This window comes from Pseudomonas sp. AC112 (genome assembly GCF_979253545.1).
On record NZ_CEEDCM010000001.1, the window covers coordinates 2,855,726 to 2,875,329 of the forward strand.

General features: G+C 59.7%; 15 protein-coding genes. 3 read left to right on the plus strand and 12 right to left on the minus strand.

From position 1 onward, the window contains the following. Positions 1 to 10: 10 nt before the first annotated feature. The 4 genes from AC0IYN_RS13200 to rpsU form a co-directional block, all read right to left on the minus strand. On the minus strand, positions 11 to 3,754 hold the full coding sequence (locus AC0IYN_RS13200; protein ID WP_471841719.1) for an EAL domain-containing protein: 3,744 nt from the start codon (positions 3,752 to 3,754) through the stop codon (positions 11 to 13). A 121-nt stretch (positions 3,755 to 3,875) separates the two neighbouring features. Continuing rightward, positions 3,876 to 5,726, minus strand: a complete 1,851-nt coding sequence (gene rpoD, locus AC0IYN_RS13205) for an RNA polymerase sigma factor RpoD (RefSeq protein ID WP_034109669.1) — start codon at positions 5,724 to 5,726, stop codon at positions 3,876 to 3,878. A 67-nt stretch (positions 5,727 to 5,793) separates the two neighbouring features. Then, complete coding sequence (dnaG, locus tag AC0IYN_RS13210) at positions 5,794 to 7,767, minus strand: DNA primase (RefSeq protein ID WP_078050435.1); 1,974 nt, start codon at positions 7,765 to 7,767, stop codon at positions 5,794 to 5,796. Between the two features lie 444 nt (positions 7,768 to 8,211). Continuing rightward, complete coding sequence (gene rpsU, locus AC0IYN_RS13215; RefSeq protein WP_002551877.1) at positions 8,212 to 8,427, minus strand: 30S ribosomal protein S21; 216 nt, start codon at positions 8,425 to 8,427, stop codon at positions 8,212 to 8,214. Positions 8,428 to 8,629: 202 nt separating this feature from the next. On the opposite strand from rpsU, the gene tsaD reads away from it, so the two are divergent. After that, the gene (gene tsaD / locus AC0IYN_RS13220; RefSeq protein WP_015886185.1) at positions 8,630 to 9,655 is read left to right on the plus strand and encodes a tRNA (adenosine(37)-N6)-threonylcarbamoyltransferase complex transferase subunit TsaD; all 1,026 of its coding nucleotides are present in this window, start codon (positions 8,630 to 8,632) and stop codon (positions 9,653 to 9,655) included. A 33-nt stretch (positions 9,656 to 9,688) separates the two neighbouring features. Here the strand turns inward: tsaD and plsY are convergent, their stop codons facing one another. Beyond that, on the minus strand, positions 9,689 to 10,258 hold the full coding sequence (plsY, locus tag AC0IYN_RS13225) for a glycerol-3-phosphate 1-O-acyltransferase PlsY (RefSeq protein ID WP_078050433.1): 570 nt from the start codon (positions 10,256 to 10,258) through the stop codon (positions 9,689 to 9,691). Positions 10,259 to 10,332: 74 nt separating this feature from the next. Here plsY and folB point away from each other — a divergent pair, with 74 nt between their 5' ends. Both folB and folK read left to right on the plus strand, forming a co-directional pair. After that, a complete protein-coding gene (gene folB / locus AC0IYN_RS13230) occupies positions 10,333 to 10,686 on the plus strand; it encodes a dihydroneopterin aldolase (protein ID WP_406596715.1) in 354 nt (117 codons plus the stop codon). Beyond that, positions 10,677 to 11,195 carry a 2-amino-4-hydroxy-6-hydroxymethyldihydropteridine diphosphokinase gene (gene folK / locus AC0IYN_RS13235; protein WP_457239617.1) on the plus strand — a complete coding sequence of 173 codons (519 nt, stop codon included), beginning with the start codon at positions 10,677 to 10,679 and terminating at the stop codon, positions 11,193 to 11,195. The genes folB and folK overlap by 10 nt, the downstream gene beginning before the upstream one ends. A 206-nt stretch (positions 11,196 to 11,401) precedes the next feature. Here folK and AC0IYN_RS13240 read toward each other — a convergent pair whose 3' ends face one another. The 7 genes from AC0IYN_RS13240 to apaG all read right to left on the minus strand — a co-directional run bounded on the left by AC0IYN_RS13240 (position 11,402) and on the right by apaG (position 19,445). Further along, positions 11,402 to 12,634, minus strand: a complete 1,233-nt coding sequence (locus AC0IYN_RS13240; RefSeq protein ID WP_406600002.1) for a multifunctional CCA addition/repair protein — start codon at positions 12,632 to 12,634, stop codon at positions 11,402 to 11,404. A 63-nt stretch (positions 12,635 to 12,697) separates the two neighbouring features. After that, the gene (locus AC0IYN_RS13245; protein ID WP_010206982.1) at positions 12,698 to 14,263 is read right to left on the minus strand and encodes a SpoVR family protein; all 1,566 of its coding nucleotides are present in this window, start codon (positions 14,261 to 14,263) and stop codon (positions 12,698 to 12,700) included. After that, positions 14,260 to 15,531 carry a YeaH/YhbH family protein gene (locus tag AC0IYN_RS13250; protein ID WP_406600001.1) on the minus strand — a complete coding sequence of 424 codons (1,272 nt, stop codon included), beginning with the start codon at positions 15,529 to 15,531 and terminating at the stop codon, positions 14,260 to 14,262. The genes AC0IYN_RS13245 and AC0IYN_RS13250 overlap by 4 nt, the downstream gene beginning before the upstream one ends. A 113-nt stretch (positions 15,532 to 15,644) precedes the next feature. Then, positions 15,645 to 17,567 (minus strand): PrkA family serine protein kinase, encoded by a 1,923-nt coding sequence (locus tag AC0IYN_RS13255; protein ID WP_078050428.1) that lies wholly within the window; start codon positions 17,565 to 17,567, stop codon positions 15,645 to 15,647. Between the two features lie 284 nt (positions 17,568 to 17,851). Further along, entirely contained in the window at positions 17,852 to 18,181 is a 330-nt protein-coding gene (glpE, locus tag AC0IYN_RS13260) for a thiosulfate sulfurtransferase GlpE (protein ID WP_406600000.1), read from the minus strand. 32 nt (positions 18,182 to 18,213) lie between these two features. Further along, on the minus strand, positions 18,214 to 19,065 hold the full coding sequence (locus tag AC0IYN_RS13265; RefSeq protein ID WP_457249183.1) for a symmetrical bis(5'-nucleosyl)-tetraphosphatase: 852 nt from the start codon (positions 19,063 to 19,065) through the stop codon (positions 18,214 to 18,216). Then, positions 19,065 to 19,445 carry a Co2+/Mg2+ efflux protein ApaG gene (apaG, locus tag AC0IYN_RS13270; RefSeq protein ID WP_010206973.1) on the minus strand — a complete coding sequence of 127 codons (381 nt, stop codon included), beginning with the start codon at positions 19,443 to 19,445 and terminating at the stop codon, positions 19,065 to 19,067. The genes AC0IYN_RS13265 and apaG overlap by 1 nt, the downstream gene beginning before the upstream one ends. Positions 19,446 to 19,604 lie beyond the last annotated feature (159 nt).

The window sequence follows — 19,604 nt, forward strand, 5'->3', positions numbered from 1 at the left end:
AGGTCGCGGATTATAACGATGGTTTCCCCGCTGTGCCATCCGAAAAATCCTCAATGCTCATACGAAGAAACGTCGCGGCAAAAAGCTCAGGCGGTAACGGCAGGCTGACGATGTAGCCTTGCATCTGTTCGCAGCCTTCGGCGGCCAGGAAGGCTTGCTGTGCGGGGTTCTCCACGCCTTCGGCAATGATAGTGAATTGCATGCTGTGGCCCAGTGCGATGATGGCGCGGACGATGGCGGCATCGTGGGGGTCATCGGGCAGGCCGCGGACGAAGGATTGGTCGATCTTGAGGAAGTCCAGCGGCAAGCGCTTGAGGTAGCTGAGGGAGGAATAGCCGGTGCCGAAATCATCGATTGCCAGTTGCACGCCCAAGTCCTTGAGTTGGTGTAGGACTTCCAGCGCTTCTTCGGCCTGGCTCATGATGAAGTTTTCGGTGATCTCCAGTTGCAGGCAGCCTGGGTCGAGTCGGTAGTCGCGCAGTAGCTGTTCGATGCGACCGAGCAGGCCGGGGTGGCGCAGTTGGGCGCCGGCCAGGTTCACCGACAGCGGGCCGAAATCGTCGAACATGCCTTGCCAGGCGTGCAGTTGTCGGCAGGCCTGTTCCAGTACCCAGTCACCGATCTGCAGGATCATGCCGTTCTCTTCGGCCAGGGCAATGAAATGTTCGGGCGGCACGTCGCCAAAGGTGGGGTGGCGCCAGCGGATCAGCGCTTCGGCGCCGATCAGTGCCTGGGTCTCCAGGCTCAGTTTTGGTTGGTAGTACAGGCTCAGCTCGTCGCGCTCGATGGCGCGGCGCAGTTCATGTTCGAGTGCCACGCGTTCGTTGGCCTGGGCGGTGAGGTCGCGGGTATAGCTTTCGACGCGGTTGCGCCCTTTGGCCTTGGAGCGGTACATCGCGGCGTCGGCGTTCTTGACCAGGGTGGCGACGTCGGTGCCGTCCTGGGGGTACAGGCTGGTGCCGATGCTGGCGCTGATAAAGAACTCATGCTCGCCGGCCTGGAACGGCGGCGTGAAGCAGGCCAGCAGTTTATTGGCCAGGTACTGGGCGTCGCTGGCGTGTTGCAGGCCGGGGAGCAGGATGATGAACTCGTCACCGCCCAAGCGAGCGACGGTGTCGATGTCGCGCAGTTGTTCCTTGAGGCGTACGGCGATGTCTTTGAGCAGCAGGTCACCAATCGGGTGGCCGAGGCTGTCATTGATGTGTTTGAAGCGATCCAGGTCCAGAAACAGCACGGCGCCTTGCTTGCCGGTTTCTTGCTGCCCGTTGAGGGCTGCCTGCAGCCGGCTTTCAAACAGCGTGCGGTTGGGCAGGCCGGTCAAGGGGTCGTGGTGTGCCTGGTAGTCGAGGCGCGCCTGGGCGAGCTTGAGGCTGGAGATGTCGGCAAACACCGCGACAAAGTGGGTGACCAAGTGTTCTCGGTTGCGCACGGCACTGATCGTCAGCCAGCTTGGGTACAGCTCGCCGCTCTTGCGGCGGTTGGAAATCTCACCCTGCCAGTGACCCTGCGCGGTCAACTGGTGCCACATGGCGGCGTAGAAGGCGCTGTCATGCAGGCCGGAGGCTAGCAGGCGAGGGGTCTGGCCGAGGGCTTCGGTTTCGCTGTAGCCGGTAATTTCGCTGAAGGCGCGGTTGACGGCGCTGATGTTCTGTTGGGTATCGGTGATCAATACGCCTTCTGCCGTGCTCTCGAACACGGTGGCGGCTTGTTGCAGTTTTTCCTGCATCAGTTGGCGCTCGGTGATATCCCGCGCGATGGTCAGCATGCAGTCGTCGTCGCCGATCGGCAGTGGGCGGCTGGACAATTCGCAAAGGCGGATCTGGCCATCGCTGCGGCGTATATGGCAGATGAAATCACGCACAAAACCATCGCGCTGCATCAGCTCGAGCATGTGTTTGCGTTCATTGAGATCGACCCAGATGCCCAGGTCCAGCGTCGATTGGTCGAGGGAGGCCGTGCTATTGAAGCCGGTAATCCGACTGAAGCCATCGTTCACTTCAATCAACAGACCATCGCGCTGTCGGCTCAGCAGCAAGCCGTCGGGGGAGGCGTGGAAGGCCTTGGCGAACTTCTCTTCGGAGGTCTGCAGCTGTTGCTGGGTTTCCTTGAGCTGAGTGATGTCGCGTACCACCACCACAATGGCTTCAATGGTATCGAGTTGAAACGGCTCGGCAGAAATCAACCCGGTGAAGGCTTGGCCATTGCTGCGCAGAAAGGGCATTTCCAGGTTGCGGATGCTGGTGGTCTGCACCCGTTGCAGCAGGTCCGGACCCACGCCCTGGATACCCCAGATATTCAATTCGGTAGCGGTTTTGCCCACCACTTGTTCGGCCTTGAGACCTATCTGGTCTTCGAATGCCTTGTTGACCTCCAGCAGGCAGCCATCGGACAGGCGTGCAATCACTAACATGTCCGGGCATTGCTGGAATACCGAGGCGAATTTCTGCTCGGACAGCTGCAAGGCTTCCTCGGTGCGCTTGGCCTCGCTGATATCGATCATCAAGCCGCGCAGTACCGGCTCATGCCCGTGTTCGATCAGGCTGACGATGTCGCGCACCCACAGGCAGCGGCCGTCGGCGGTGATTACGCGATAATCGATGCTGTGGTCGCGGTTGGCGCGGGTCTCGCGGTAGCAATAGGCTTCGGTGCGCGTCAGGTCGGCCGGGTGAATGATGTTGCGCCAGAAGCCTGGAATCAGCCAATGCGCACGGGGATAGCCGAGTAATTCCTCGGCATGCGGCGACACGTAGCTGTAGGTGAAGTCGGTGACACTGGCTTCCCAGGCGATAGCGGACAGGCTCTCCACCAAGCCGCGGTAGTGGTATTCGCTGCTGCGCAGTTCCTGTTCGAGGGCGACGCGGCGGGAAATTTCTGAGCTGAGCCGGCGATTGATCCGAATCACCACGGCCAAAACGGTGCTCAGCAGGAGCACGGCGGGTAGGCCGTAAATCAACAGGTCCGTCCAGAACGTACGATGGTCGGTAAAGCTGCCGACCCAATGTTGCTGGATCGCGTCGGTTTCCTCCGGGCTGAGGTCGGCCAGCACCTTGTCGAGGATGCCCACGAGCATTTTGTTGTCACGCGGTACTCCCATCGCCAATTGGTAGCGGTAGGGGGTTTCGCCGCTGACGTACAAGCCGTCGAGCTTGAGTTGGCGCAGGCTCCAGACACTTGAGGCGAGGTCGCCAACCACCGCATCCACTTCATCGGTGGCCAGGGCCTGCAGCGTCGAGCTGACGTTGGGCATGGCCACCAGGTTGAGATCGGGATGATGGGTGCGCAGCAGTTCATGGGGTGCGTAGTTTTCCACCACGGCAATCTTCAAGCCGTAGAGGTCCTTCAGGGTGCGCGGTTTGGCGCCGCCTTCATGGGCCAGGATGACGATGGGAAAGTCCAGGTACGGGCGAGTGAACGCCATGTAGCCCTGGCGCTCGGGCGTAGACATGATGCCGGGCAGCAGGTCGAGCTGGTTGTTCCGGGCTTGCTCCAGCACGGCGCTCCAGTTAACAGGCTCGATCAACTTGACTCGCACACCCAGGCGATCCTGGATCAGGCGCACGTAATCGGCCGCCAAGCCTTGGTAGCGACCGTCTTCGTCACGGTATTCAAAGGGCGGCCAAGAGGCGTCCACCCCCAGGCGCAACTCCTGATGGTCCGCCAGCCAGCCACGCTCATCATCGCTAAGAGTCAACGCGCCAGCCGTTGCGGTCCAGGTCAGCAGCGACAGCAGTAACACGGCCGGCAGTCTGGGCATAACGGTCTCGTTATGGCACGGGGAATGTTTCGAGTGTAGACGGGCATTGCGGGGGAGGGGTGTTGCTTGGGATTTTATCTGTAGAAAGCAAAACCCCCGGCCTGGGCCGGGGGTTCTGGTATCACTCGTCGAGGAAGGAGCGCAGATGCTCGCTTCGCGTCGGGTGGCGCAACTTGCGCAGCGCCTTGGCTTCGATCTGACGGATCCGCTCACGGGTCACGTCAAACTGCTTACCGACTTCCTCAAGGGTGTGGTCGGTATTCATGTCGATGCCGAAACGCATGCGCAGTACCTTGGCTTCACGGGCAGTGAGGCCGGACAGTACGTCGCGAGTCGCTTCTTTAAGGCTCTCAACGGTGGCGACATCGATTGGCGACTGCATGGTCGAGTCTTCGATGAAGTCACCCAGATGGGAGTCTTCGTCATCACCAATCGGGGTTTCCATGGAGATCGGCTCTTTAGCGATCTTCAATACCTTGCGGATTTTATCCTCAGGCATTTCCATGCGTTCGCCCAGCTCTTCCGGGGTCGGTTCGCGACCCATTTCCTGCAACATCTGCCGGGAAATGCGGTTGAGCTTGTTGATCGTCTCGATCATGTGCACCGGAATACGGATGGTGCGGGCCTGGTCGGCGATCGAGCGAGTGATCGCCTGACGGATCCACCAGGTGGCATAAGTCGAGAACTTGTAGCCGCGACGGTATTCGAACTTGTCCACAGCTTTCATCAAGCCGATGTTGCCTTCCTGGATCAGGTCGAGGAATTGCAGGCCACGGTTGGTGTACTTCTTGGCGATGGAGATCACCAGACGCAAGTTGGCTTCGACCATCTCTTTCTTCGCGCGGCGGGCCTTGGCCTCACCGATCGACATGCGACGGTTGATGTCCTTGATCTCGGCAATCGTCAGGCCGGTTTCGGTCTCAAGCGCGGTCAGCTTCTGCTGGCAGCGAATGATGTCCGGCTGCAGGCGACCAATGGCTTCGGCGTATTTCGCCTTGCCCTTGGCCAGTGCGTCGGTCCAGCTTTCGTCTACTTCGTTGCCCGGGAACTGGCGCAGGAAGTCGGCACGCGGCATGCGCGCATCACGGACACAGAGCTGCATGATCGCACGCTCTTGTGCACGCAGACGCTCAAGGGCGCTGCGAACACGCTCAACCAGGCCTTCGAATTGCTTCGGCACCAGCTTGATCGGCATGAACAGCTCAGCCAGGGCCAACAGCTCGGCAATCGCCTGCTTGTTGCCACGACCGTGCTTTTTCAGCGCCTTGCGGGTGATTTCCATTTGGTCGGAAACGGCACCGAAACGCTGGGCAGCGATGATCGGGTCTGGACCGCTTTCAACTTCATCTTCATCGTCGCCGCTGGCTTCAGCGTCGTCGTCTTCGGAGTCGTCGTCCGCTTTTGCAGCCTTGGCATCGACAGGCGGCGGCACTTCGGCGGCAGGCGGCGCGATGCCGTCGTCCGGGTCGATGTAACCACTCAGGACGTCGGACAGGCGGCCACCTTCGGTGGTGACGCGGGTGTACTCGGAGAGAATATGGTCAACCGTGCCAGGGAAGTGCGCAATTGCGCCCATCACTTCACGGATGCCCTCTTCGATACGCTTGGCGATTTCGATTTCGCCTTCGCGTGTCAGCAGCTCGACGGTACCCATTTCACGCATATACATGCGCACAGGGTCGGTGGTACGACCGATATCGGTCTCCACAGCAGCCAGCGCGGCGGCCGCTTCTTCAGCGGCAGCCTCGTCGGTATCGGCGTCCGCCAGCATAAGGGAATCCTTATCTGGCGCAGCTTCGAATACGTTGATCCCCATGTCGTTAATCATGCGGATGATGTCTTCCACCTGCTCTGGATCTGAAATATCCTCAGGCAGGTGGTCGTTGACCTCCGCGTAAGTCAGGTAACCCTGCTCACGACCGAGAACGATCAACTCTTTGATACGAGACTGCTGTTGCGCTTTTCCGGACATAACACCCTATCCACTGAAGGTCTTGGCGGGCAAAAAACAAGCCGAGGATTATACCCGAGCTATGACCTCACACGCCAGCTGAGGTCGGGTTTGATGCGGAAACATTCTGTTTTAAGAGGTCGCGCATCTGTTTTGCTATCTGAATTTGCTCTTCAGCCGATAATCCCGGCTGCCTTGCTCTCTTGATGAGTTCATCGAGGGTCTGCGTGTGCTGACCCGCGGATAACCTAGTAATGGTGTCTAAAAACTGTTGTTCAAGGTTATCGCCGTCAATTAGCCACTCCTTTTCTGCGAGGGCTTTCAATAACCGGCCCTGTTCGGTGCCATGCCAACGCGCCATCAACTGAATTGAGTTTAGCTTAGGATTTTTCTGTACCGCCTCGATCAAGGCGATCAGCACCTGGGCGTAGGTATTGCTCTCGTTGGCAAAGTGATCGGCGCTCTCGACCTTTTCCGCCAGTTGCGGGTGGTGGATGAGCGTGCGCAGCGCAATCAATGTCGGCGCTTCCACGGCAACCGGGGTGCGTGGGGCATAGGCCTCATCGCCGTCACCGCGCTTGCCGTTTTTGCTCCAGGGTTTCTTGTCCCATTTCTTGCCGCCGGCGCCGGGTTTCTTCGGCGTCCATTCCTGCTGGGGCGCGTAGGCCTCCTGCGGTTGATGGAAGTCGGAGTAGTCCGGCATGGCGTCGTAATCCATGCCTGGGTCGTAGGCCGGTGGCGCCGCATCATGGGGTGCGTTGTGCACCAGCTGGCTGACGGCTTCACCGCTAAGCCCAGTGATTTCCAGCAAGCGCATGCGCATCAGTGATTTCAGGTTGGCGCCGGGTACTTTGTCGATCAGCGGGGCGGCGAGGGTGGCCATGTGGGCCTTGCCCTCGAGGGAGCGCGGGTCGGCTTCTTCGGTCAGTTGCTGGAAGAAATAGTCTGCCAGCGGCTGTGCGTGTTGATTGATGCGCGCGCGAAACGCGTCGGTGCCTTCGGAGCGCACCAGGGTGTCCGGGTCTTCGCCTTCGGGCAGGAACAGAAAGCGCGCGCGACGGCCGTCCTGCAGGCTCGACAGCGTCGCCTCCAGCGCACGCCAGGCAGCGTTTCGGCCCGCCTGGTCGCCGTCGAAACAGAACAGCACGCTGGGCACCACGCGAAACAGGCGTTTCATGTGCTCTTCGCTGGTAGCGGTGCCGAGGGTGGCGACGGCGTTGCGCAGGCCCTGTTGGGCGAGCGCGATCACGTCCATATAGCCTTCAACCACGATGATCTCGTCGAGGTTGCGGTTGTTCTTGCGCGCTTCGAACAAGCCATAGAGTTCCTGGCCTTTGTGGAACACGGGGGTTTCCGGCGAGTTCAGGTACTTGGGCTTGTCGTCCCCCAGCACGCGGCCACCAAAGGCGATGATGCGGCCCCGGCTGTCGCGGATCGGGAACATCACGCGGTCGCGGAATCGGTCGTAGCGCTTGCCGGTCTCGGCGTTTTCCACCAGCAGGCCTGCGTCGATCATGGCTTTTTGCTGGAGAGTGTCGCTGCTCAGGTGTTTGTACAGGTTGTCCCAGCCGGGTGGGGCGAACCCCAGGCCGAAGTCGCGGGCGATCTCACCCGTGAGGCCGCGACCCTTGAGGTAGTCGACGGCTGCCTTACGTTGCGGATGGCTTTTAAGCGCCTGACGGTAGAAGTCGGCAGCGGCAGTCAGCAACGGGTACAGCGGCGAATCCGTGGGTTGCCGCGGTTTGTGCGGGCGGCCACTTTCTTCGCGGGGGATTTCCATGCCGGCGGCTTTTGCCAGTTCCTCGACGGCCTGGGGGAAGTCCAGGTTGTCGTGGTCCATGATGAAGCCGAGGGCATTGCCGCCCGCGCCGCAACCGAAACAGTAGTAGAACTGCTTGTCGGGGCTCACGCTGAACGACGGGGTCTTTTCCTTGTGGAACGGGCAGCAGGCGGTGTAGTTCTTGCCAGCCTTCTTCATTTGCACGCGCGAGCTGACAACATCGACGATGTCGGTGCGGTTCAGAAGGTCGTCAATAAAGCTCTGGGGAATCAGCCCGGCCATGGCGTTCTCGTCATCACTGCGTGTAAATGAGGGCCCGTGAAGTGTCCAAGCGCGCGTATCGAGTGCTCGAGCATCTAGCGACTGCATGGGTTGTACGGAAGTGTATCTGCCGAATATTCACTGACGTTAATTTCTGATCAGTCATCGGTGTGGAAATGTTGCCCCGGCGTCCGGTCTTGGCCAATGGCGGGCCTCGGATACGCTTCGATAGGCACAGTCGACACAGTGGGTCGCCTGTTTACAGAATGAGTGTGCTCGTCAGTAGCCTTGTTAGACTCGTCAGAAGAGACGTGCACCGCTGGCAAAAAGCCAGTCCTGACGTGTGAAGCAGTTGTCTCAGTCGCGTGTGCGGCGTCAACAGTGAAGCATCAAGCGATATCCGCAAATGCCAATAGCCCGGCTGAGGGCCGGGCTTGGCAGAAGCTTGCTACAGACGTCTGTGTATTAGTACAGACGAACGGCGCGGCGCTGTTCGCGCTGAACTTTCTTGGCGTGACGCTTAACAGCGGCTGCTGCTTTACGCTTACGCTCAGAAGTAGGCTTCTCGTAAAATTCGCGGCTACGAACTTCAGCCAGTACACCGGCTTTTTCGCAGGAGCGCTTGAAACGACGCAGAGCTACGTCGAAGGGTTCGTTCTCTTTAACTTTGACGGCTGGCATCCAGAGCTACCTTCTTTCATTACCGGGATCAACGTTCTCGTCGCAAAAAATTCGCGGCTGAGGTCGTCGGTTTTTAAGGGTTGCGGATGTTAACCCCTCATTGCCCGGAATGCAAAGCCTCTGATCGAAAACCGCTAGTCGGGAGGGGGAGTGGCGACTATTATGCGCGCCTTCGAATTCAGCCTCTACAAGGCGCAAACCCATGCTAGTACTGGGACTTGAAACCTCCTGCGACGAAACCGGTGTCGCACTTTACGACAGTGAACGCGGGCTCCTGGCCGATGCGCTGTTCAGCCAGATCGACCTGCACCGCGCCTATGGCGGCGTGGTGCCGGAGCTGGCCAGCCGTGATCACGTCAAGCGTATGCTGCCCCTGATTCGGCAGGTGCTGGATGAGGCCGGCTGTGTGCCGACCGAAATCGACGCCATTGCCTATACCGCCGGGCCTGGATTGGTTGGAGCCCTGCTGGTGGGGGCCTCTTGCGCCCAGGCGCTGGCCTTTGCCTGGGGTATTCCGGCCCTCGGTGTGCATCATATGGAAGGCCATTTACTGGCGCCGATGCTGGAAAAAACACCGCCACAGTTCCCGTTCGTCGCTTTGTTGGTTTCTGGCGGTCATACGCAGTTGGTTCAGGTGGATGGCATCGGTCAATACACTCTTTTGGGTGAGTCCCTGGATGACGCCGCCGGGGAAGCTTTCGACAAGACCGCGAAGATGATGGGCCTCAATTATCCGGGTGGACCGGAAATCGCCCGTCTCGCCGAAAAGGGTGTTGCCGGTCGCTACACCTTCCCGCGCCCGATGTGTGATCGCCCTGGCTTGATGTTCAGCTTCAGCGGCTTGAAAACCTCTGCGCTGAACACCTGGCAGCAGAGCGTCAGCGCCGGGGACGACAGTGAGCAAGCCCGTTGCGACATCGCACTGGCGTTCCAGCAGGCCGTGGTGGAGACTTTGACCATCAAGTGCAAGCGCGCCCTTAAACAGGCGGGCATGAAGCGCCTGGTGATCGCAGGCGGCGTCAGCGCCAACAAGGCCTTGCGCACTTCACTGGAAAAAATGCTCGGCGACATGAAAGGCGATGTGTTTTACGCACGGCCGGAGTTCTGCACCGACAATGGCGCGATGATCGCCTATGCCGGTTGCCAGCGCCTGCAGGCCGGGCAGCATGAAAGCCTGGCGATCAGCGTGCAGGCGCGCTGGCCGATGGAGCAATTGTCGCCGCTGTAACGCTGTAACGTGCGCCGGGCTCAGCGAACGTATTTAAAAATGCCGTTCGCGCCCGGCAAACAGGTCGCGTAAATTGCCCCGGTGGCGCCAGACGATCAACAGTGTCAGTACGCTCATCGGCAGCAATGCCGCCGGTTCCTGCCAGGCCAGTAGCGGCAGGGTGAGCGGAGTGGCGATCAGCGCGGCGAGTGAGCTGGTGCGGGTCAGGTAGAACGTCAGCAGCCAGGCGAGAACGGCCAGCAACGCTGCTGGTGGGTAGATCCCCAGCAACATGCCGGCAGCCGTGGCGACGCCTTTGCCACCGCGAAAGCGGAAGTACAGTGGAAACAGATGGCCCAGGACCGCGCATACGCCGATCCAGGCCTGCTGTTGCAGGGTAAGGCCGGCGAGGCTGGCGATCAGCACGGGCAACAGGCCCTTGCAGACGTCACCCAAAAGCGTCAGTACGGCGAGCTTCTTGCCGGCCAGGCGCAACATATTGGTGGCGCCGGCATTGCCTGAGCCACTCATTCGCGGGTCGGGATTTCCCGTCAGGCGGCTGAGCAAGATGGCGAAGGACAGCGAGCCGAGCAGGTAGGCGAAAACCGCCAGTGACCAAAACATGCTAACTATTCCGGGCGAGGACGCCCTGATTCTAACGGGGCATCGCGCCCTTGTCGTGCTGCGGAGAAGAGTGCTTGGACAGAGTGTTTATCGAAGGCCTGGAAGTCGACACCGTCATCGGGGCCTACGACTGGGAGCGCGGAATCCGCCAATGCCTGCGCCTGGACCTGAGCTTCGCCTGGGATAATCGCCCGGCCGCCGCTGGTGACGACCTGACCTTGGCACTGGATTACGCCAGCGTGTCCGTCCGTATCCAGGCGTTTGCCGAACAGTCCCAGTTCCAGCTGGTGGAAACCTTTGCCGAACGCCTGGCCGACGTGTTGATGAGTGAATTCCAGATTCCCTGGTTGCACCTCAAACTGACCAAGCCAGGCGCCGTGCCGGCTGCCAAGGGCGTGGGCGTGGAGATCGAGCGCGGATGTCGCTAACTCAGGTTTACCTAGGGCTAGGCAGCAATATTGAGCGTGAGCGGCATCTGTGCGCCGGTCTGGACGCGTTGGCGAGTTTCCTGACGGATGTGCGTTGTTCGCCGGTGTTCGAAAGCCAGCCAGTGGGTATCAAGAGCGGGCCGTTCTTCAACCTGGTGGTGTCGGCCTACACCGATCTGCCGTTGATGGAGCTGGATCGCCGTTTGAAGTTCATTGAGGCCGACAATGGCCGCTACGCGCCGGATCGCAAGGGTCTGCCGCTGGATATAGACGTGCTGTTGTATGGCGATCTAGTGGGCAATTTCGATGGTTTGATACTGCCGCGTGCAGAGATCCTGAAGAACGCGTTTGTGCTGTGGCCGCTGTCGTTGATGGCGCCCGCGCGCGTACACCCTGAAGTGGGCAAGAGCCTGGCTGAGCTATGGCGCGACGCGCAGATTGACCAGATGCTGGCGCCTGTCGCGTTTGAATGGCAGGGCCAACCACTCACGCCGAACAGTCTCCTGTAGGAGTCCGGCTTGCCGGCGATGGCGTTCTTGAGGATGCCATCGCCGGCAAGCCGGGCTCCTACAATTGTGTGTGGTGTTCTTTGTAGATTTTGGTGCCTGTCGCGTTTGAGTGGCAGGGCCAGCCGCTCACACCGAACACTGTCCTGTAGGAGCTGGCTTGCCGGCGATGGCGTTCCTGAGTTCGCTATCGCCGGCAAGCCGGGCTCCTACAATTGTGCGTGGTGTTCTTTGTAGATTTTTAGGGCCTTGAGCCGTTCGCGCTTGAGGGCCTCGCCCAGCTCAGGGCCTTTGAAACCCTTCTCCAGCAAGGGGGCAACCGCCACTTCGCGAGCTGCCTTCGCGGCCCCACGCAAATAATCCGCTTGTGGATAACTTCTTTGCTCCAGCCCCTTGCGGCCTCGGGCGTCCATCTCGCAGGCGACCACAAACTCTTCAAAGCGCTGTGGCCGACGATACACGTCAAAGCTCTGCAGCAATTCCAGCAACGTCGAGGCTCTTAGCTCAAGTGCCCGATGGCCGTGAGTGTGGTATTGGCCCACCAGCAACGCCAATTCCTGGCAATCCTTCGGTACTTTGAAGCGTTCATTGACAGCCTTGATCAGCTCCAAACCCCGGTGTTCATGGGCAATGTGCTGCGGCAACTTATCCACAGGTGTCGTGCCTTTGCCCAGGTCGTGAAGCAGGCAGGCCCAGCGCACAGTCAGCGGCTGCTGGTGCAGTGCAGCCTGTTCCAACACGCTCAAGGTGTGCAGGCCGGTATCGATTTCCGGGTGATGGACTGCGGGTTGCGGTACACCAAATAGTGCATCGACCTCAGGCATCAAGGTTTTCAGCGCATTACAGTCGCGCAGTACTTGGATGAACACCTGAGGCTGATCCTCCATCAGTGCCCGGGATATTTCTTTCCAGCTGCGCTCAGGCGTCAGGGCTTCCAGCTCGCCGGATTCGCTGAGTTGACGCACGAGTTTCAGCGTTTCCGGCGCGATGGTAAAACCCAAGTGCGCATAACGCGCAGCAAAGCGCGCGACTCGCAGTACACGTAATGGGTCTTCGGCGAACGCCGGGGAAACGTGGCGCAGAATGCGTGCTTCAAGATCACGCTGGCCGTGATAGGGATCGGTCAAGTTGCCGTCGTCGTCTTCCGCCATCGCATTAATGGTCAGGTCGCGACGGATCAGGTCCTCTTCCAGGGTAACGTCGGGGCTGGCATGAAACACAAAGCCGCCGTAGCCCCGGCCGCTCTTGCGTTCGGTACGGGCCAAGGCGTATTCGTCGCCGTTTTTCGGGTCCAGGAATACCGGGAAGTCTGCGCCCACAGGCTTGAAGCCCCTGGCCAGCATCTCCTCGGTGGTTGCGCCCACGACGACGCGGTCGATGTCAGTGACCTTGATGCCCAGCAGGCGATCCCGCACGGCACCGCCGACTTTGTAGATTTTCATGAAAAAGCCTCCATTAGCGCCACAGGATACCGCCTGTGCCTGGCCAATGGAGGCTTTGCTGTTTCAGAGATGTACGACGGCCAGGTCCAGGCGGCCGTAGTCGTTGTCGTTGTGATCGGTGCGCGGTGGCACATGATGGGTCTTCATCACCTGATCGCCTTGCAGGGTTTCCAGATGGATATCGAAGCCCCATAGCCGGTGCAAGTGCTTGAGCACCTCCTCGGTGGACTCGCCCAAAGGTTTGCGGTCGTGCTGCTGGTGACGCAAGGTCAGCGAGCGATCGCCACGCACATCGATGCTGTAGATCTGCACGTTGGGTTCGCGATTGCCCAGGTTGTACTGCGCCGCCAGGGTTTCGCGGATGGTGCGGTAGCCAGGTTCGTCGTGGATCGCCGGCACCACCAGGTCATCCTTGAGGTCATCGTCGAGAATGCTGAACAGCTTGAGATCTCGGATCACCTGAGGCGACAGGTACTGCAGGATAAAGCTCTCATCCTTGAAGCTGCTCATGGCGAACTTGATGGTGGACAACCAATCGCTGCCAGCGATTTCCGGGAACCAGCGGCGGTCTTCCTCGGTAGGGTGTTCGCACATGCGCCGAATGTCGCGGTACATGGCAAAGCCCAGCGCATAGGGGTTGATGCCGTTGTAGTAAGGGCTGTCGAAGCCGGGTTGGAAGACTACGCTGGTGTGAGAGGTCAGGAACTCCATCATGAAGCCATCGGTGACCAGGCCTTCGTCGTACAGGTCATTCATGAGCGTGTAGTGCCAGAACGTTGCCCAGCCTTCGTTCATGACCTGGGTCTGGCGCTGTGGATAAAAATATTGGGCGATCTTGCGCACGATGCGCACGATTTCCCGTTGCCAAGGTTCAAGCAAGGGGGCGTGCTTTTCCAGGAAATACAGGATGTTTTCCTGGGGTTCGGCGGGGAAGCGTGCATTGTCCTTGTCGCTGTTCTTGCCAGCGCGCTTGGGGATGGTGCGCCACAGGTCGTTGATCTGTTTCTGCAGGTGTTCCTCGCGTTCCTTCTGGCGCAGGCGTTCTTCCTCCGCGGAGATCGGGTACGGGCGTTTGTAGCGGTCCACGCCATAGTTCATCAGCGCGTGGCAGGAGTCGAGCAGGTCCTCCACCGCGTCGATACCGTGGCGTTCCTCGCACTGCATGATGTACTGCTTGGCGAACACCAGGTAATCGATGATCGAACTGGCGTCCGTCCAGGTGCGAAACAGGTAATTGCCCTTGAAGAAGCTGTTATGCCCGTAGCAGGCATGCGCCACCACCAGTGCCTGCATGCAGATGGTGTTTTCTTCCATCAGGTAAGCAATGCAGGGGTCGGAGTTGATGACGATTTCGTAGGCCAGGCCCATCTGGCCCCGAGTGTAGGACTTCTCGGTGCTGAGGAAGTGTTTGCCGTAGGACCAATGGTGATAGCCCAGCGGCATGCCCACCGAGGCATAGGCATCCATCATCTGTTCGGCGGTGATCACTTCGATCTGGTTGGGGTAGGTGTCCAGGGCATAACCCGCCGCAATGCGGCTGATTTCCCGGTCATAGGCCTGGATCAGTTCAAAGGTCCACTCGGAGCCCGTGGAGATAGGTTGGCGTTTTTGCTCTTTTTTGGCGGTCATGTCACTAACCTGCGCTGGAAGAGTTCACGGAAGACCGGGTAGATATCGCCGGCCGAGACCAATTGCTGCTGGGCGAAGGTGTCGGCAAAGGCTTCGCCGATGCGCTCGTATTCGAACCACAGTGCCTGGTGCTCACGGGGGGTGATTTCAACGTAAGTGTAGTACTGCACAAACGGCATGATCTGGTTGATCAGGATGTCGCGGCAGATGGGCGAGTCGTCGTTCCAGTTGTCCCCGTCCGAGGCCTGGGCGGCGTAGATGTTCCACTCATTGGCCGGATAGCGTTCGGCCATGATCTCTTGCATCAGCTTCAAGGCGCTGGAAACGATGGTGCCGCCGGTTTCCCGCGAATAGAAGAACTCTTCTTCGTCCACTTCCCGTGCGCTGGTGTGATGGCGAATGAACACGACGTCGATCTTGTCGTAGTTCCGCTTGAGGAACAGGTACAGCAGGATGAAAAAGCGCTTGGCGATGTCCTTGGTGGCCTGCGTCATGGAGCCCGACACGTCCATCAGGCAGAACATCACCGCCTTGGAGCTGGGATTGGGCTGTTTGACCAGCAGGTTGTACTTCAAGTCAAAGGTGTCGAGGAAGGGCACGCGATGAATACGCGCGCTGAGTTTCTCGATTTCCGCCTCGATTTCCTGGATATCGCCGAAGTTATCCGGTTCTTCACGCTTCAGGCGCGCCAATTCGTCCTTGGCTTCCTTCAGTTTGGCGCGGCTGCTGCCCGAAAGGGCGATACGCCGGGCATGAGCCGAGCGCAGGGTGCGAATAATATTGATGCGTGACGGGTTGCCCTCGTTACTGATCCCGGCGCGCACGGTCTTGAAGGTGTCAGTGCCGGTCAGGTTGCGCTTGACCAAATTGGGCAGTTCCAGGTCCTCGAACATGAATTCGAGGAATTCTTCCTGGGTGATCTGGAACACGAACTCGTCCATGCCTTCGCCGGAGTTACCCGCCTTGCCCGGGCCTTTGCCGCCGCTACCGCCTTGGGGGCGCTGGATGTGTTCGCCGGTGGTGAACTCCTTGTTGCCGGGGTGCACGACGGTCTGCTTACCGCCTCGGCCGTGGTGCAGCACCGGTTCGTCGATGTCCCGTCCGGGAATGCTGATTTGTTCGCCATGCTCCATATCGGTAATGGAACGGCGGCTGACGGCCTCTTCGACGGCCTTTTTGATGTGGTCACGGTAACGCCGCAGGAAACGCTGGCGGTTTACCGTGCTCTTGTTCTTACCATTGAGGCGTCGGTCGATCACATAGCTCATGGGGAGCCCTCCGGGCAGCTTCACGTTACAAGCTTCAAGCCGCGAGCTGGAAGCTTAGAGACAAGCGGTCGGCTGCCAGGCCTGAGGCCCGGCAGCGCACGCCTGTCGCTGCCTTACTGCGATTTGCGAACCCGCAGGTACCACTCGGAGAGCAGCCGTACCTGTTTGTCGGTGTAGCCGCGCTCGACCATTCGTGTGACGAAGTCGTTGTGTTTTTGCTGGTCCTCCTTGCTGGCCTTGGCGTTGAAGCTGATGACCGGGAGCAGATCCTCGGTGTTGGAGAACATTTTCTTCTCGATGACCACCCGCAGCTTCTCGTAGCTGAGCCAGGTGGGGTTCTTGCCGTTGTTGTTGGCCCTGGCGCGCAGTACGAAGTTGACGATTTCGTTACGGAAATCCTTCGGATTGCTGATACCGGCGGGTTTCTCGATTTTTTCCAGTTCCTCATTGAGCGCTACGCGGTTGAGGATTTCGCCGGTTTCCGGGTCGCGGTATTCCTGGTCCTGGATCCAGAAGTCGGCGTACAGCACGTAGCGGTCGAAGATGTTCTGGCCGTACTCGCTGTAGGACTCCAGGTACGCGGTCTGGATTTCCTTGCCGATGAACTCGATATAGCGCGGCGCCAGGTATTCCTTGAGGAAGCGCAGGTAGCGCTCGCGGGTCTCCGCCTGGAATTGTTCCTGCTCGATCTGCTGTTCCAGCACGTAGAGCAAATGCACTGGGTTGGCGGCGATCTCGTGCGGGTCGAAGTTGAAGACCTTGGACAGGATCTTGAAGGCAAAGCGTGTCGACAGGCCATTCATGCCCTCGTCCACGCCGGCTGTGTCGCGGTATTCCTGGATCGATTTGGCCTTCGGATCGGTGTCCTTGAGGTTTTCGCCGTCGTACACGCGCATCTTCGAATAGATGTTCGAGTTTTCCGGCTCCTTGAGGCGCGACAGCACGGTGAACTGGGCGAGCATCTTCAAAGTGTCGGGTGCGCAATGAGCCTTGGACAGGGAGCTGTTGAACAGCAGCTTGTCGTAGATCTTGATTTCATCGCTGACCCGCAGGCAGTACGGCACCTTGACGATGTAGATCCGGTCGATGAAGGCTTCGTTGTTCTTGTTGTTGCGGAAGGTGTGCCACTCCGATTCGTTAGAGTGCGCCAGCAGGATCCCGGTGAACGGAATCGCGCCCAGGCCTTCGGTGCTGTTGTAGTTGCCTTCCTGGGTCGCGGTAAGCAGGGGGTGCAGCACCTTGATCGGCGCCTTGAACATCTCCACGAACTCCATCAGGCCCTGGTTGGCCCGGCACAGTGCGCCCGAGTAGCTGTAGGCGTCGGCGTCGTTCTGTGGGAATTCCTCGAGTTTACGGATATCGACCTTGCCCACCAGGGCCGAGATATCCTGGTTGTTCTCGTCGCCCGGTTCGGTCTTGGCTACGCCGATCTGGTTGAGGATCGATGGGTAGAGTTTCACCACGCGGAATTGGCTGATATCACCGCCGAACTCGGCCAGGCGCTTGGTGGCCCACGGCGACATGATGGTGTTGAGGTAGCGGCGCGGGATTCCGAAGTCTTCTTCGAGGATCGCGCCATCTTCCGTGGCGTTGAACAGGCCCAGGGGCGATTCGAAGACCGGTGAGCCCTTGATGGCGTAGAAGGGCACCTTCTCGATCAGCTGTTTGAGCTTTTCGGCCAGGGACGACTTGCCGCCGCCGACGGGCCCGAGCAGGTAGAGGATCTGTTTCTTCTCTTCCAGGCCTTGGGCGGCATGGCGGAAGTAGGAGACGATCTGGTCAATGCATTCTTCCATTCCGTGGAAGTCTTCAAAGGCCGGATAGCGGCGGATCACCTTGTTGGAAAAGATTCGCGACAGGCGCGAATTGTTCGAGGTGTCTATCAGCTCCGGCTCGCCAATTGCCAGCAGCAGACGTTCGGCGGCAGACGCGTAGGTGCTGCGATCCTGTTTGCACAGCTCGAGATACTCTTGCAGCGTGAGTTCTTCCTGCTGTGTGGATTCGAAGCGGTTTTTGAAGTGGCTAAAAATACTCATGACGTCGTCACCTCGCTCGATACGTGGAGCCGACGCCGGATCAATCAGTCGATGCTGGCAGACATTGGCAGACGCCAACGGCCGTTTTCCCCCCAAACACCCTGAAACGCTACCGATGACCCGCACGCCGGTGTACCGGCTCTCCCCTGATTCGGATGGCCTGCGCTTAAGGATAGTTCGGAATCGGAGAGGTCAAGGCGCGATGCGCAATTAGTTTGGCTGCGCCGTTCGTCAGAAACGGCGCGAGCCCAAGCGACACGAGGGGTAGCGGGGTATGAAAAAAATTATTGCGAATTGCCTGAGGAAATTTCCGCAGGATAGGTCGTACGCCACAGCTCAAAGCCACCGTCCAGGCTATAGACGTCGGAGAAGCCCTGGCTGATCAGGTAGGCCGCCGCGCTCTGGCTGGAATTGCCGTGGTAGCAGGCCACGATCACGGGCGCGTCAAGGTCGGCGGCGCGGATGAAGTCGGCGATGTTGACGTTGTCCAGGTGCTGGGCGCCGGTGATGTGGGCAGCCATATAAGTAGGCTGGTCACGGATATCGACCACCACGGCACCTCTCTCGCGCAGGGCCTGGGCTTGTTCAGGGGGGATACGTTTGAATTCGCTCATGGCGGGCTCCTTGGGCTTGGCAGCGGCGGCGTCTAGCGCTTGGCGGCGGCCGGCAGTGTAACGGGAAGGGGGGATTCGCACTGGCAGCTGTGGCGCTCGCCCGTGTCGATGTTCATCAGGGTCATGGCGCCGCCCCACACACAACCGGTGTCGAGGGCGAATACGCCGGGTTCACCGCATTTGCCCTCAAGGGCGGCCCAGTGACCGAAGACGATCTTCGTGTCGCGGGTTTTGCGTTCCTTGTGGGCGAACCAGGGTTTGTAGCCGGGCAGTGCGGTGTCGGCACCTTCCTTGCTCTTGAGGTCCAGCTTGCCTTCCGCGGTGCAGAAGCGCATGCGCGTGAAGTAATTGGTGATCACCCGCAGCCGCGTAACGCCCGTGAGGTCGTTGTCCCACTTCACCGGCTCGTTACCGTACATGCCGTCAAGATAAGCGGTGTACAGGTTGTCATCGGCCAGGGCGCTCTCGACTTCGGCGGCACACTTGAGGGCTTTCTTGAGTGTCCACTGGGGCGGGATGCCCGCGTGGACGAGGGCCATGTTGCGGCCTTCGTCGTAATGCATGATTTTTTGCCGGCGCAGCCAGTCGAGTAATTCGGCGCGATCGGGCGCTTCGAGGATTTCGCGCAGGGTGTCGCCCTTTTTCAGGCGCTCGATGTTATTGCCGGCCGCCAGCAGGTGCAGGTCGTGGTTGCCCAGTACGCATACCAGGGATTCGCGCAGGCTATATAAGTAACGCAGCGTCTCCAGGGATGCCGGGCCACGATTGACCAGGTCACCGACCAGCCACAGGCGGTCTGTGCTCGGCTCGAAGGCCACGCGCTCAAGCAGACACTTGAGGGGCTCCAGGCAACCTTGCAGGTCACCGACCGCGTACGTCGCCATCAGTGCAGGGCTCCGGGTACCGCGAGACGGAAGGGCGCAATGATGGCGTCGAACAGTTGGCCGTCGGTGGCTTTCATCTGGTACGAGCCCTGCATGGTGCCGACCTTGGAGGTCATCACCGTGCCGCTGCTGTAGGTGTGGCTGGCGCCGCTGTCGATCAACGGCTGTTGGCCAACCACGCCTGCACCGCGAACTTCTTCGACCTGACCGTCACCGTCGGTGATGACCCAGTGGCGCGACAGCAGCTTGGCCGGCACCAGCCCGTTGTTTTTCACCGTGATGGTGTAGGCAAAGGCGAAGCGGTTCTGTTCAGGTTGCGATTGGTCCGCCAGGAAGCGGGTGACGACGCTGACGTCGATCTGGTAGCGAGGATCGGACATGCAAGAGGCCTTAAAAGCAAAAGCGGAGGACAGCAGATGCGGGTCAGTCTAGGCCAAGAGGAGGGCACTAGGCCAGACATGCCGTCTGGCCGGGTGGGCACGCCCTTGTGGTAGCCGGCTTGCCGGCGATGGCGATCTTGAGGGCGACATCGCCGGCAA